Below are 12,739 nucleotides of genomic sequence, written 5' to 3' on the forward strand. Positions count from 1 at the left end.
CAGAAGAGAAGCGCGCCGCGAGGCGGCGGGCAGCGGCGGCGCGGCGGATCGCTCAGGCCAGGTGCCAGCGGGCGCCTGAGGGCGAGTCCTCGACGACGACGCCCGCCTGGGTCAGCTTGTCACGCAGGGCGTCGGCACGCGGCCAGTCCTTGGCGGCGCGGGCCTGGGCCCGCTCGTCGAGGTCGTGCTGGATGAGCCGGTCGAGGGTCTCCATGGCGGCGCCGCCCTGGGAGGAGCCGAGGCCGTCGAGGACACCGGTGCGCCAGGGCTCGGCCAGTGGGTCCAGGCCCAGGACGTCGAGCTGGGAGCGCAGGTCCAGGGCCAGACCGATCACCGCCTCGCGCTGGTCGGCGCTCGGCCCGGCCTCGGCCTTGGCGAGGGTCACGTTGAGGGCCTTGAGGGTGGCATGGACGACCGCCATGGCGCCGGCCAGGTTGAGATCCTCATCCATGGCGGCGGTGAACTCAGTCGGCAGGGCCCGGGCGCGCACCTGCTCGGCGGGGGCGTCGACGGGGTGAGGGGTGGCCTCGTGAGAACCGGCGGCCGCGTCGTCGGGCTGGGAGCCGGTGAGCTCGTAGGCCCGCAGGATCGCGCCGGACAGGCGCTCCCACAGGGCCTCGGCATCGGCCAGGGTCTCCTCGGAGAACTCCACGGTGGAGCGGTGGTGGACGGTACCCAGGGCCAGGCGCAGCACGGCGGCGTCGTAGCGCTTGAGCAGCTCGGCCACCACCAGGGAGTTGCCCAGCGACTTGCTCATCTTCTCGCCCTTGATGGTCACCCAGGCGTTGTGGACCCAGTGGCGCGCGAAGCCCCAGCCGGCGCCGTGGGACTGGGCCTGCTCGTTCTCGTGGTGCGGGAAGCGCAGGTCGATGCCGCCGCCGTGGATGTCGAAGGTCTCGCCCAGGTAGCGGCGCGACATGGCCGAGCACTCCAGGTGCCAGCCGGGCCGGCCCCGGCCCCAGGGGGCGTCCCAGGCGGCGTCGGCCGGCTCGGTGGGCTTGGCGGCCTTCCACAGGGCGAAGTCGCGCGGGTCGCGCTTGTCGGCCTCGACGTCGTCGTCCAGCTGGGACTCGTCCTCGGTGGTGGCCAGGTCCTCCAGGCGCTGGTTGGTGAGCGAGCCGTAGCCGGGCAGGGATCGCACGTCGTAGTAGACGTTGCCGGACTCGCCGATGTAGGCGTGGCCGGCATCCAGGAGGCGCTGGACCAGGTCGATCATCTCGGGGATGTGGCCGGTGGCGCGCGGCTCGTAGGTGGGCGCCACCACGCCCAGGGCGCGATAGGCGGCGTCGAACTCCCGCTCGAAGCGCTGGGCCCAGGCCCACCACGGCTCCGGCGGCTGGGCGGCGGCCGACTTGGTGAGGATCTTGTCGTCGATGTCCGTGACGTTGCGGATGAGACGGACCTCCTGGCCACTGCGCTCCAGCCAGCGACGCAGGACGTCGAAGGCGATGCCGCTGCGCATGTGGCCGATGTGGGGCGAGCCCTGGACGGTGGCACCACACAGGTAGATCGTCACCAGGCCGGGGGTGGCCGTGGGGGCTAGCGGCACGACTGCGCGGGCGGCGGAGTCGTACAGGCTGAGGGCCAACTCGGCAGGTGCGCCCGCGGGTGTGAGGGACGCTGAGGGCACGGTGGCTGCCGCTGGGGACTGCGGGGGTGCGGCGGGCTCGGCAGACGCGTCGGACTGAGTGGGCTCAGTGGGTGTGGTGCTCACGGGCACAGGCTACCTGGCCGCCGGCCACCGGTGTCCACCAGGCGGCAGTGGCTGTCCCCGAGGCTCGCACCAGGTCCTGTTGTAAGAGGGCGGGACGCTCGTGCGGCGCGCGTGGGGCCGTCATCTCCTCGCGATCGGACCTGAGGGCCGGGTGCCTGAGCCCCCGCAGCAGAAAGCGAGCCGCAGGGGGCGAGTGCGAGCGTCTCCGGTGGCTCAGCTGCGGCCGGCAGCCCCCGGTACCGGGTAGACCAGGGCGGTGGCGATGGCGAGCAGGCCCTCGGTGCGGCCCAGGAAGCCCAGGTGGTCGGTGGTGGTGGCGGTGAAGGAGACTCGGGCTGAGGCGGCCTCGGACAGGGCTCGGGAGGCCTCGGCGGAGCGGGCGGCCACGCGCGGGCGCTCGCCCACGAGCTGGACGGCGATGTTGCCGATCTCGAAGCCGGCCTCACGCACGCGGCGGGCGGCCTCACCCAGGAGCGTGGCCCCCGAGGCGCCCTTCCACTGCGGCTCGGCGGTGCCGAAGTTCGAGCCCATGTCGCCCAGCCCTGCGGCCGAGAACAGGGCGTCGCAGCAGGCGTGGGCGACGACGTCGCCGTCGGAGTGCCCGGCCAGGCCCACCTCGCCCGGCCACTCCAGACAGGCCAGATGCATGGGGGCACCGGAGTCGGTGGTGGCGAAGGCGTGCACGTCGGTGCCGATGCCGGTGCGAGGCAGGTACTGGGCGATCTGGTCCAGGTCGATCGTGGCCGGGCCGGCGGCGTGGCGCGCCCGGGAGCGGGAGGAGGTGGGCGCGGCGTCGACGGGTTCGGTGTGAGCGGGCTGGGCGGAGGGTTCTGACTGGTCTGGCTGGTGTTCGGGCATGGGCCGTGTCTACCAGATGTCTGCGGGCGTGATCCCGTGGACGGGGCCCCGGCCGCCGTCGGCCGGGCCGCTGCGCTGGCGGTCGGATGCGGTTCGATGTCGCCGACTGCCCCGGTGTCGGGCTGAAGGGGCGTGCACTGCACGAGGGTGGGGGTGTACTGGCCAGGGGTTGTCCGTACTGCACGAGCCCCGGACCTTCGTGGAGTACACCCGACTTTCGGCCAGTGGCACCCCACCCTCGTGCAGTACGCGCTGGGTGACACCAGGGCGACTATGCGCGCCCCTTCAGCGACCGATCAAGGGAGCCCCTTTTCCGACAAGACGTCTGGCGACTCTCACGCCCGGGCAACCCGCTCCGCCCGCGTCTCGGATGTCATGACACCCGAAGTCCTCAGAAGCCATGAGACAGCACGTGTGGACAACTTCTGGCCAGTACGCCCCGACCCTCGTGGAGTGCGGAGTTTCGGGCCCGGTGCGGGACCACAGGTGCGGAAACGCGCGCTCAATCCACAGGGCTCATCGCAGCGGGTGCCCGACGACGTCGCAGTGCGCAGCCTTGAGGTATGACACCACGATCATCGTCCCCCGGCTCTGCCCCAGATCTGCGCCCACGCCTGCTTCATACATCGCGCCGCTCCCGTGGATGCTGTCTTCCTTCTCTTGCCTGGATCCGCCTGGCGCGTGGTCACTACTGGTTGCCGGATCCTCATGCTGAGCGCTGGCAGCACCGTTACACCCTGTCGTTGGCGCGGGCCGTGGTTGCCCAGCGCAGCCAGTTCTCCACGGCCTATCTGTCTCACACCTCAGCGGCCCTGGCGCTTGATCTCGACATGTTCTCCCCGGAGCCTGACGTCTACCTCGCGGTGTCCAGTACTCCGGTGCAGGTCCACACCGTTCTGCCCCGCATCTGGATTCCGGCCCGTGGCACGCCCGTTCCGGTCCCAGAGGGCTCCTCGGAGTCCTCTCCTTGCCGGGACATCACCCTGTGGCGACGACGCCTCGTGTTGAAACCGGAAGAGGTCGCGTCCGTAGGACAGACGGTGACGACGACGGCGGTGCGCACGGCCTACGACTGCGCCTTCGACGAGCCCGCGCACAATGCGCTGTCCATCGCCGACTCCGTGCTGCGCCGCTGCTGCCAGCCGAACCGGGAGAGGCCCGAGCTGTGCGCTCCGGCGATTGCGCGAGTAAGACAGGAATGGGCACACATGCTCGAGCGTGAACCGAGGCGCCGCGGGGTGGCTCAGGCTCGGGCAGTGCTTGGCCTGGCGACGCCGTTCGCCGAGTCCGCGCTTGAGAGTGCGGTGCGGTGGCTGGTCCTCGTCCTGGGGCTGCCGATCCCGCAGGTGCAGTACCCCATCGACGCTCCCGAGGGACGCTGGTGGGTGGATCTGTGCTGGCCTAGGCGGAGACTCGTCCTGGAGGCCGACGGCAGGAAGAAGTACCAGGGCTCCGAGGACCTGTGGAAGGAGAAGCGGCGCCAGGACTCGATCGAGGCGCAGGGGTGGACGGTGCTGCGCGTGTCCTACGGTGATCTGATGCGGCCCGACGGGCTCAGCAGGACGATCCTCACCAGGTTCCCGCCGGATCAGGTCGCACGCCTACGGCCCCGGCAAGGGCTGGCATGGACGGGGATGCGGCTGGAGGAGGGCCTGCGTGAGGCCTCGTTGCTGGGGCGGCGGCTTCCCCGAGGAGCAGGCTGAGGCTTGTTCCGTGAGGTGAGGGCGATCGTCGTCGGCCGTTGGGCGTATGTTCCGGGAAACAGGAAAAGGGGCTGCGGGCCGCCTGATGGAGGCTGCTGATTCAGGGATCGCCGTGAGATCGGCCAGGTGGACCGCGTACTGCACGAGGGTGGGGTGCTACTGGGGGAGGGCGGTGGTGGGGCTCGGCGGCGGTAAAGGGGCTGAAGCGGCCGGGCTGACCCGGGCGCCGCCTCAGGGCAGGCGCCAGTCGACGGGGGTCGCCCCCATCTCGGTGAGGATCGTGTTGGCGCGGCTGAAGGGGCGTGAGCCGAAGAACCCGCGCGAGGCGGACAGCGGGGACGGGTGAGGCGAGGCGATGATCGGCGTCTGCCCCAGCATCGGGGTCAGTGACTGCGCCGGGCGCCCCCACAGGATCGCCACGAGCGGGCCGCCGCGCTGAACCAGGGCCTCGATCGCGCGCTGCGTCACCTTCTCCCACCCCCAGCCCTTGTGCGAGGCCGGCGCCCCGGGCCGAACAGTGAGAACCCGGTTGAGCAGCATGACTCCCTGCTGGGACCACGGCGTCAGGTCGCCCGACGTCGGCTGGGGCACGCCCAGGTCGCTGACCAGCTCTCGGAAGATGTTCTCCAGGCTGCGCGGAGGCCGCACGCCGGGAGCCACGGAGAAACTCAGGCCCATGGGGTGACCCGGCGTGGGGTAGGGGTCCTGACCGACGATCAGGACGCGCACATCGTCCATCGGGTAGGTGAAGGCGCGCAGCACGTCCGTTCCCGCCGGGAGGTACCCGGCGCCGGAGGCCACCTCCTCGCGCAGGCGCTCCCCGATCTCATGGATCATGGGCTCCACGGGGGCCAGGGCGCGTGCCCAGGAGGGGTCGATGAGCTCGGTGAGGGGCTTGGCGGTTGTCACGCTGCGAGCCTAACGGCCCGCCGTCGGCCTTTGCAGGATCTTGCCGGCCCGATGCGCCGGTTCTGTGAGCGGGACGTAGTGATCAATACCCACGAACTGCGCTCGGACCGGTATCTTGAGAGTGTGAGCAACTATGACTACCCCGAGGACGAGTTCGACGTCGGCGAGGATGAAGGTCCGGTTCCCGTGGGCGTGCACCGCGCTCAGGTGCCTCGGTGGCGCAGCTGGGTGCCACTGCTGGCCATCATCATCATTGTCCCGGCGCTCGCCTGGGGCGCTGTGACGCTGTTCCTCAACGGCTCGGGAGGCGGCTCGTCGGACGCGGCCTCGTCGGCCCAGCCCGCCCAGAGCGGACAGGCCGGGAAGAGCCAGGGCTCGGGCGCGAAGTCCGGCGAGGCCTCCAAACCCGCCGACGGCAAGTCGGCCGACTCCTCGGCCAAGCCCAGCGCCAGTGCGTCCGCCAGCGCCTCCGGCAACGTCGACTTCAACACCGGGGTCACCGTGTCCAACGGGACGACGACCAGCGGTCTGGCCAAGGGCGCCAGTGACAAGCTCACCAACGGGGGCTTCACCGCGGTGAGCGTTACCCCCGGGGTCTACGAGGGAGAGGAACCGGCCAAGTCGACGATCTACTTCAGCTCCCCGGAGAACCGTCCCGCCGCCGAGGAGATCGGCAGGAAGCTGGGGATCACCAACGTGGTGGAGAGCGCCGAGAACGCGCAGTCCAACCCGATCGTCGTCATCCTGCGCGATGACTACAAGGCGTAACCCAGGGACCGCAGGTCACCGGCGCCTCCCAACCGCCTCCGGGTCCTGACTCTCGCTGCGGCGCACCGCTCACCGCCACGGCAGCCCGTACGGAGCCGGCCCGCGTATCGCGGGCCGGCTCCTTGTACATCGCTTCGCCGACGGAGGATTCGGTACGAATCAGATCTGAGCGCCTTGCACTCAAGGGCCGAGAGTGCCAGCATTGCGGCTAGCACTCGGGGTCCTCGAGTGACAACGCATCTACGAATGCACTAAGTCCACACAGGCTGGAACGTGAGGACCGGCGTCGGGCGTGACGTGAACGCCCGGGGACCGATCCGTCCGTCGCGGGCACCAACCGGCCGCCACCTACCACGCAGTGGAGGAAACTCAATGTCCAAGATCATCGCCTTCGACGAGGAGGCCCGCCGCGGCATGGAGCGCGGCCTCAACACCCTCGCCGACACCGTCAAGGTCACCCTGGGCCCTAAGGGCCGCAACGTCGTGCTCGACAAGAAGTGGGGCGCTCCCACGATCACCAACGACGGCGTGACCATCGCCAAGGAGATCGAGCTCGAGGAGCCCTACGAGAAGATCGGCGCCGAGCTCGTCAAGGAGGTCGCCAAGAAGACCGACGACGTCGCGGGCGACGGCACCACCACCGCCACCGTCCTGGCCCAGGCCCTGGTGCGCGAGGGCCTGCGCAACGTCGCCGCCGGCGCCAACCCGATCGCCGTGCGCCGCGGCATCGAGAAGGCCGTTACGGCCGTCGTCGAGCGCCTGCTCGCCGACGCCAAGGATGTCGAGACCCAGGAGGAGATCGCGGCCACCGCCTCCATCTCCGCCGCCGACGAGCAGATCGGTGCCTTCATCGCCGAGGCCCTGGAGAAGGTCGGCCACGAGGGCGTTGTCACCGTCGAGGAGTCCAACACCTTCGGCCTCGAGCTCGAGGTCACCGAGGGTATGCGCTTCGACAAGGGCTTCATCTCCCCCTACTTCGTCACCGACCCCGACCGCCAGGAGGCCGTCCTGGAGGACTCCTACGTCCTGCTGGTCGAGTCCAAGATCTCCAACGTCAAGGACCTGCTCCCGCTGCTGGAGAAGGTCATGCAGACCGGCAAGCCGCTGGCCATCATCGCCGAGGACGTCGAGGCCGAGGCCCTGGCCACCCTCGTCGTCAACCGCATCCGCGGCACCTTCAAGTCCGTGGCCGTCAAGGCCCCCGGCTTCGGTGACCGCCGCAAGGCGATGCTCCAGGACATGGCGATCCTCACCGGCGGCACGGTCATCTCCGAGACCGTCGGCCTCAAGCTCGAGAACGCCAGCCTGGAGGACCTGGGCCAGGTCCGTAAGGTCGTCGTCACCAAGGACGAGACCACCCTGGTCGAGGGTGCTGGCGACAAGGACGCCATCGACGCCCGCACCGCCCAGATCCGCCTGGAGATCGAGAACTCCGACTCCGACTACGACCGCGAGAAGCTCTCCGAGCGCCTGGCCAAGCTGGCCGGCGGCGTGGCCGTCCTCAAGTCCGGTGCCGCCACCGAGGTCGAGCTCAAGGAGCGCAAGCACCGCATCGAGGACGCCGTGCGCAACGCCAAGGCCGCCGTCGAGGAGGGCATCGTCGCCGGTGGTGGCGTCGCCCTGCTCCAGGCCGCCGAGGTCCTCGACTCCCTCGAGCTCACGGGCGACGAGGCCACCGGTGCCGCGATCGTCAAGGTCGCCGTGGAGGCCCCGCTCAAGCAGATCGCGGTCAACGCCGGTTTCGAGGGCGGCGTCGTCGTGGACCGCGTGCGCAACCTGCCCACCGGTGAGGGCCTCAACGCCGCCACCGGCGAGTACGTCAACCTGCTGGCCGCCGGCATCGCCGACCCGGTCAAGGTGACCCGCTCCGCCCTGCAGAACGCCGGTTCCATCGCTGGTCTGTTCCTGACCACCGAGGCCGTCGTGGCCGACAAGCCCGAGCCCCCGGCCGCTCCGTCCGAGGGCGGCGCCGGCGACATGGGCGGCATGTACTGATCCGTGACTCGTCACGAGCCAGTCATCCCCAGGTAGCCCGGCCGCGACGCCGGCCGGGCCCCGGGACCAGCGGCGGGCCGTCTCTCACGTACGTGAGGGGCGGCCCGCCGCTTTGCGCGCGCTGACGCCGCCCGCCGCAACGAGTACGGCGTGAGGAGCGTGGCGCGAGTGCAGGTGGTCGATCCCCATGACGTCGTCATGAACGGGCCTACCAGCCGGCCACGGGCCCGGGACTCGTGGCCGGTGCCGGGGCGGGTGCGGGCCCGGTGGCCGGCGCCGGCGTCGGGGTGGCGAAACGGCCCTGGTTCGTGGTCTCGGCGTCGTCATAGCAGACGGCGGCGTTGTCCAGGGCCAGGCTGATCTGGTCGAGGTTGGACTGCACCTGGAGCTGGGTGAGGTGCCAGTCGGATGCGCAGGTGGCCATGGAGTCTGAGGCCGTCCCCGTCCAGCAGGACTGCAGCAAGCCGATATCGCCCCGCATGGCGTCGACCTCGGTCTGGATCGTGGCGATGCGGGTTCGGGTTCGGGCGGCGGTGTCGGCCACCGCCACGGTGTCGACGGAGTAGGTGGGCATGTCTGGGTCCTTTCGTGAGAGGCGGCCCGAAGGCGGTGCTGTGTGCACTGTGCGCCTCTCACGGTAGGGGCGGACCCAAGATGCGCGCCGAGCGAGGAATCAGCCCTGTGGACACGACCTGCAGGTGGCGGCCTGTGGCCCCGGAGGAGCCGCGGCCGCTCTGGCTCAGGCGGATGAGACGCCGATGAGACGTCCTGGAGCTAGAGGTCCCCGGCGCCGTCGTCGATGATCTCCTCGGTGATGGGGGTGATCTCGCCGGTGCGGGCCTCGCGCAGCTCCTTGGCCTCCTGGGTCTTGGCCCGCAGCTTCTCGGCGAGCTTGTCCCGCTCCGCCTGGACCCGGGCGCGGCGGTCGGCGGCGTCACCGGGACGGTTGCGCGAGCACATCAGCAGGTCGAGGTCGGCGATGCAGGACTCCATCGAGGTCGTGTGCGACATCGCCTCCTCACCGTCCTTGTCGTTCCGGGCCTCGCCACGGTCCGCGGGGATCTCGCCCGTCTGATGGGTGGAGGTCGACGCGGCGACCGGGATCCCCCGGGCAGGAGTGCGCGGTGATGGCGCGCTCAACGCGGACGGCGTCGACGCTGGCGACGTCGGTGACGCCGGCGGAGTTGGTGACACGGCTGTCGCCCCGGAGCCCCCTCGCACCGGCTCCGCGGCTCCTGCCGGGGTCGTCGCCGAGGTGACCAGGGCTCTCAGGTTGGTGTCGATGCGCAGCGTGTTACCGTCCTGGGCCGGAAGAGTGGCAGGTGTGCTCGTCGGAGTGAGCGCCTGCAGACCCAGGGGCGGAGTACGGGGGGCGATCGAGGCGACGTCGTCGAGCCTCTCGCTCGCCGGACCGGGCCGACCGGTCTGACCAGTCTCAACTGAGGTGGGCGCCAGGACTTCGGGATCTGAGGAGGTGGTGCTCGCCGCCGGGGAGGCGAGGTCCGCGGCCGTCCCCGGGTCGCCTTGCCCGTTCTGCGCGCCGCGCTCGGCTGCGAGCTTGGTGAGCTTCTCGCTCAGGCGCCGCTTCTCCGCGGACAGGTTCTCCCGAGCCGCATGCTCCCAGCGTTGGCCGAGGGGCGAGTGGAAGAGATGATCACGGTCCAGGAGCCGGGAGACGATCATCAGTCGCCCGCGCAGGTAATCCTCCAGAGGGATGTGGGAGTACTCCTCGCGCAGCAGGCGCACGTACTCCGCATAGGTCTGTGGGTCCACGGACAGGGTCCCCAGGTCGGCGTCGATGAGCGCCTGGGCGTCGATGTCATGCTCGTCGAGCATGTGCCGCTTGAGGTTGACGATGAGGCAGCACACCCGCTTGACCGTCTCCGCCGGGACGTCCAGGTGGCGCAGGTCCGCCTCGGCGAAGGCCGCCGAGGCGGTTTCGTCCTCGCCGCCGTTGCGGCGGCTGACCTCCTCGGCGTCGGCGGAGAAGACGCACCCGTGGTACCAGCAGGCGACCCGCATGATGTCCGGGTTGTGCGACTCCTCGGCCAGCTCGTCGACGCGCGCGAGCATGTCGATGAGGTGGCGAAGGTTGTGGAAGCGGCGGTCCGGCGTGGACCAGCGCTCAATGAGGAGCTCGCCGGCGGAGCGGATCGCCTCTGGGGGCTGCGTGGCGCCGAGCGCCTTCACCGAGCGGGTGAAGGCCGGAAGAAGCCACTGCGGTGCGTCGATGACACCCATGGGTCAGTCTCCGTGTTGGAAATGGAACGCGTGCCATCGTAGGACTGTCCTCGCCGCAACGTCGACGTGACACAGTGTCTCACGCACCACTCTTGCGGAGTCTCTGAGGGGAGCCTGACGGCACAGCACGGGCTCTCGCCTCACCAGGCCGGCGCGGGCGGCAGCTCGATGTGGACGGTGGCGCCGCCCCCGGGGGTCTGGAGCATCTGGACCGTGCCCCGGTGGGCGGCCACGATTCCCAGCACGATCGCCAGTCCCAGACCCGATCCGCCGGTCTCCCGGTTGCGGGAGGTGTCCGAGCGGTAGAAGCGTTGGAAGACCTTCTCGGCCGCCTCCGGCGGGACGCCGTGGCCGTGGTCGCGGACCTCGACGACGACGACCGGCTGCGCCGTCGGGGTCGCACGCGGGGGCGCCATGCCGATGGCGATCTCCACCGGCGTACCGGTGGGCGTGTGTCGCACGACGTTGCCCAGCAGGTTGGTGAGGATCTGGGAGAGGCGGTCGCGGTCGCCGATGACCTGGATCGACGGCGCCTCCTTGCCGGCGGCCTCGTCGCGGGGGTCCAGGGGAATGAGGCCGCAGTCGCGCTCGGGGGCCAGGACCATCATGTCACTCAGGGCACCGGCCGCCAGCTCGGTGAGGTTGACCGGCTCCATCGACATCTCCCGGCCCTCGTCGATCCGGGCCAGCTGGAGGAGGTCGTCGACGAGGCGCCCCATGCGGTTGGACTCGGTCTCGATGCGCCCCATGACCTCGCCGGTCTTGTTGGCGGGCACCCCACCCATCCGATAGAGCTCGCCGTAGCCGCGGATTGCGGCCAGGGGTGTGCGCAGCTCGTGGGACGCGTCGGAGACGAATCGCGTCATCCGCTCCTGGGCCACGATCTGGACGGCGAAGGCGTTCTCGTTCTGGGCCAGCATGGTGTTGATCGCCCGCTGCAGCGAGCCGACCTCGGTCGTGCGCGGCTCGGTGACCAGGATGCGGGCCGACAGTTCGCCGCGCGCGATCCGCCCGGCCACCCCCTCGATCTGACGCAGGGAGCGGAACGAGCGGTGGACCAGGTAGGTGGCGAAGATCGCCCCGACCGAGATGATCGATACATCGGCCAGGGCCACCACCAGCCGGGTCCGCTCCACGGTCTCCATGACGTCGCTCAGGGGCAGGGCCAGGGCCACGGCGCCGGTGTACTCGCCTGTGTCCTGGTCTCGGATGAGCAGGGTGATCATCCGCCACTGGTGGCCGTTCTGGTCGGAGTTGACCGTGGTGATCGGGTAGTCGCCCTTGTCGGCGTGAGCCAGGGCCCGCCGGTAGTCCAGCCCCTTGATCTGGGGCCGCCCGTACGTGGCGGCGGTGTCCGCCGAGATCCACTCCCCGTTACGGCTGGCGTCGAGGTACTCGGCCTTGACGTAGTAGTTCGAGGGGAAGGTGGTGCTGGTGGTGCCGCCCTCGCGGATCTGGGCCAGGCCCTGGCTCCCGATGGCCACCGACGTGGTGCGCAGCTGACTGTCGATCTGCCCCATCATGTGGCTGTAGAGCAGGGACGTCACCACGAAGGAGACGACGATCAGCCCGATGGCGAGCAGACCCGTCGTCATGAGAGTCAAGCGGGTGCGCAGCGGCATCGCCTGCCAGGGCCGCTGGATCGCGGTGATCGGGTGCCATCGGCCCCGCTTGATCGGGCGGTGCTGCTTGCCGGACGACTTGGCCGGGCGCGTGCTCCCCCCACGCGCCGCCGTCATCACTCGGCCTTGGGCTCGCGCAGCATATAGCCCACTCCACGACGGGTCTGGATGAGCGGGGTGACGGGCTGGCCGTCAGCGCCCTGGATCTGGTCCACCTTGCGGCGCAGGTAGGAGATGTAGGACTCCACGATCGCGGCGTCGCCGTTCCAGTCGTACTCCCAGACGTGGTCGAGGATCTGGGCCTTGGAGACGACGCGCCCGGCGTTGAGCATGAGGTAGCGCAGGAGCTTGAACTCGGTGGGGGACAGGTCCACCTCCACCTCGGCGCGGTGCACCTCGTGGGCATCCTCGTCCAGGACCAGGTCGGCGACGCGAACGACACCGTCGTCCTCGTTCTCAATGGCGTGGGTGCGGCGCAGGATCGCGCGGATACGGGCAATGACCTCCTCCAGGCCGAAGGGCTTGGTGACGTAGTCGTCGCCGCCGACGGTCAGGCCCTGGACCTTGTCCGCCATGTCGTCGCGGGCGGTCAGGAAGAGGATGGGGGTGGTCACGTCGCGCTCGCGCAGGCGCCGGGCCACGGTGAAGCCGTCCATGTCGGGCAGCATGACGTCGAGGACCACCAGGTCGGGGGACGCTTTCTCCACCGTCTTGAGGGCGCCGTTGCCGTCACCGGCGATCGAGACCTCGAAGCCCGCGAAGCGCAGGGACGAGGCGAGCAGGTCGCGGATGTTGGGTTCATCGTCGACGACAAGGAGGTGAGCTTCGGTGCGGGACTGCTGGGAACGCTCCATGCGCCACACCATCCCTTCAGTTTCTGGTCGTTTCCTGAATGAGTTCCGAGTGATTGCTGTTGACAGATCAAGTGG

General features: G+C 70.0%; 10 protein-coding genes. 3 read left to right on the forward strand and 7 right to left on the reverse strand.

Annotated elements, in window-relative coordinates; translation table 11 throughout:
* Positions 1–52: 52 nt before the first annotated feature.
* Positions 53–1,714: a cysteine--tRNA ligase gene (cysS, locus tag BQ8008_RS12370; protein WP_108834971.1), complete on the reverse strand. Its 1,662-nt coding sequence runs from the start codon at positions 1,712–1,714 to the stop codon at positions 53–55.
* Positions 1,715–1,927: 213 nt separating this feature from the next.
* Positions 1,928–2,572, reverse strand: coding sequence for a 2-C-methyl-D-erythritol 2,4-cyclodiphosphate synthase (gene ispF, locus BQ8008_RS12375; protein WP_234415399.1), 645 nt, complete (start codon positions 2,570–2,572; stop codon positions 1,928–1,930).
* A 743-nt stretch (positions 2,573–3,315) separates the two neighbouring features.
* On the opposite strand from ispF, the gene BQ8008_RS12380 reads away from it, so the two are divergent.
* Positions 3,316–4,275: a DUF559 domain-containing protein gene (locus BQ8008_RS12380; RefSeq protein ID WP_159086806.1), complete on the forward strand. Its 960-nt coding sequence runs from the start codon at positions 3,316–3,318 to the stop codon at positions 4,273–4,275.
* Between the two features lie 231 nt (positions 4,276–4,506).
* Here BQ8008_RS12380 and BQ8008_RS12385 read toward each other — a convergent pair whose 3' ends face one another.
* Entirely contained in the window at positions 4,507–5,184 is a 678-nt protein-coding gene (locus BQ8008_RS12385; RefSeq protein ID WP_108834249.1) for a uracil-DNA glycosylase, read from the reverse strand.
* Positions 5,185–5,307: 123 nt separating this feature from the next.
* Between BQ8008_RS12385 and BQ8008_RS12390 the strand changes: the two genes are divergently transcribed.
* Positions 5,308–5,952: a LytR C-terminal domain-containing protein gene (locus BQ8008_RS12390; protein ID WP_234415400.1), complete on the forward strand. Its 645-nt coding sequence runs from the start codon at positions 5,308–5,310 to the stop codon at positions 5,950–5,952.
* 372 nt (positions 5,953–6,324) lie between these two features.
* The gene (groL, locus tag BQ8008_RS12395; protein WP_108834251.1) at positions 6,325–7,947 is read left to right on the forward strand and encodes a chaperonin GroEL; all 1,623 of its coding nucleotides are present in this window, start codon (positions 6,325–6,327) and stop codon (positions 7,945–7,947) included.
* 208 nt (positions 7,948–8,155) lie between these two features.
* Here groL and BQ8008_RS12400 read toward each other — a convergent pair whose 3' ends face one another.
* The 4 genes from BQ8008_RS12400 to BQ8008_RS12415 all read right to left on the reverse strand — a co-directional run bounded on the left by BQ8008_RS12400 (position 8,156) and on the right by BQ8008_RS12415 (position 12,664).
* Positions 8,156–8,521: a WXG100 family type VII secretion target gene (locus BQ8008_RS12400; RefSeq protein WP_108834252.1), complete on the reverse strand. Its 366-nt coding sequence runs from the start codon at positions 8,519–8,521 to the stop codon at positions 8,156–8,158.
* A 200-nt stretch (positions 8,522–8,721) separates the two neighbouring features.
* Positions 8,722–10,188: a hypothetical protein gene (locus BQ8008_RS12405; RefSeq protein ID WP_108834254.1), complete on the reverse strand. Its 1,467-nt coding sequence runs from the start codon at positions 10,186–10,188 to the stop codon at positions 8,722–8,724.
* 140 nt (positions 10,189–10,328) lie between these two features.
* Positions 10,329–11,927: a sensor histidine kinase gene (locus tag BQ8008_RS12410; RefSeq protein WP_108834256.1), complete on the reverse strand. Its 1,599-nt coding sequence runs from the start codon at positions 11,925–11,927 to the stop codon at positions 10,329–10,331.
* Positions 11,927–12,664 carry a response regulator transcription factor gene (locus BQ8008_RS12415; RefSeq protein ID WP_108834975.1) on the reverse strand — a complete coding sequence of 246 codons (738 nt, stop codon included), beginning with the start codon at positions 12,662–12,664 and terminating at the stop codon, positions 11,927–11,929. The genes BQ8008_RS12410 and BQ8008_RS12415 overlap by 1 nt, the downstream gene beginning before the upstream one ends.
* Positions 12,665–12,739 lie beyond the last annotated feature (75 nt).

The sequence above is a fragment of the Actinomyces sp. Marseille-P3109 genome, assembly GCF_900323545.1.
Lineage (GTDB): Bacteria > Actinomycetota > Actinomycetes > Actinomycetales > Actinomycetaceae > Actinomyces.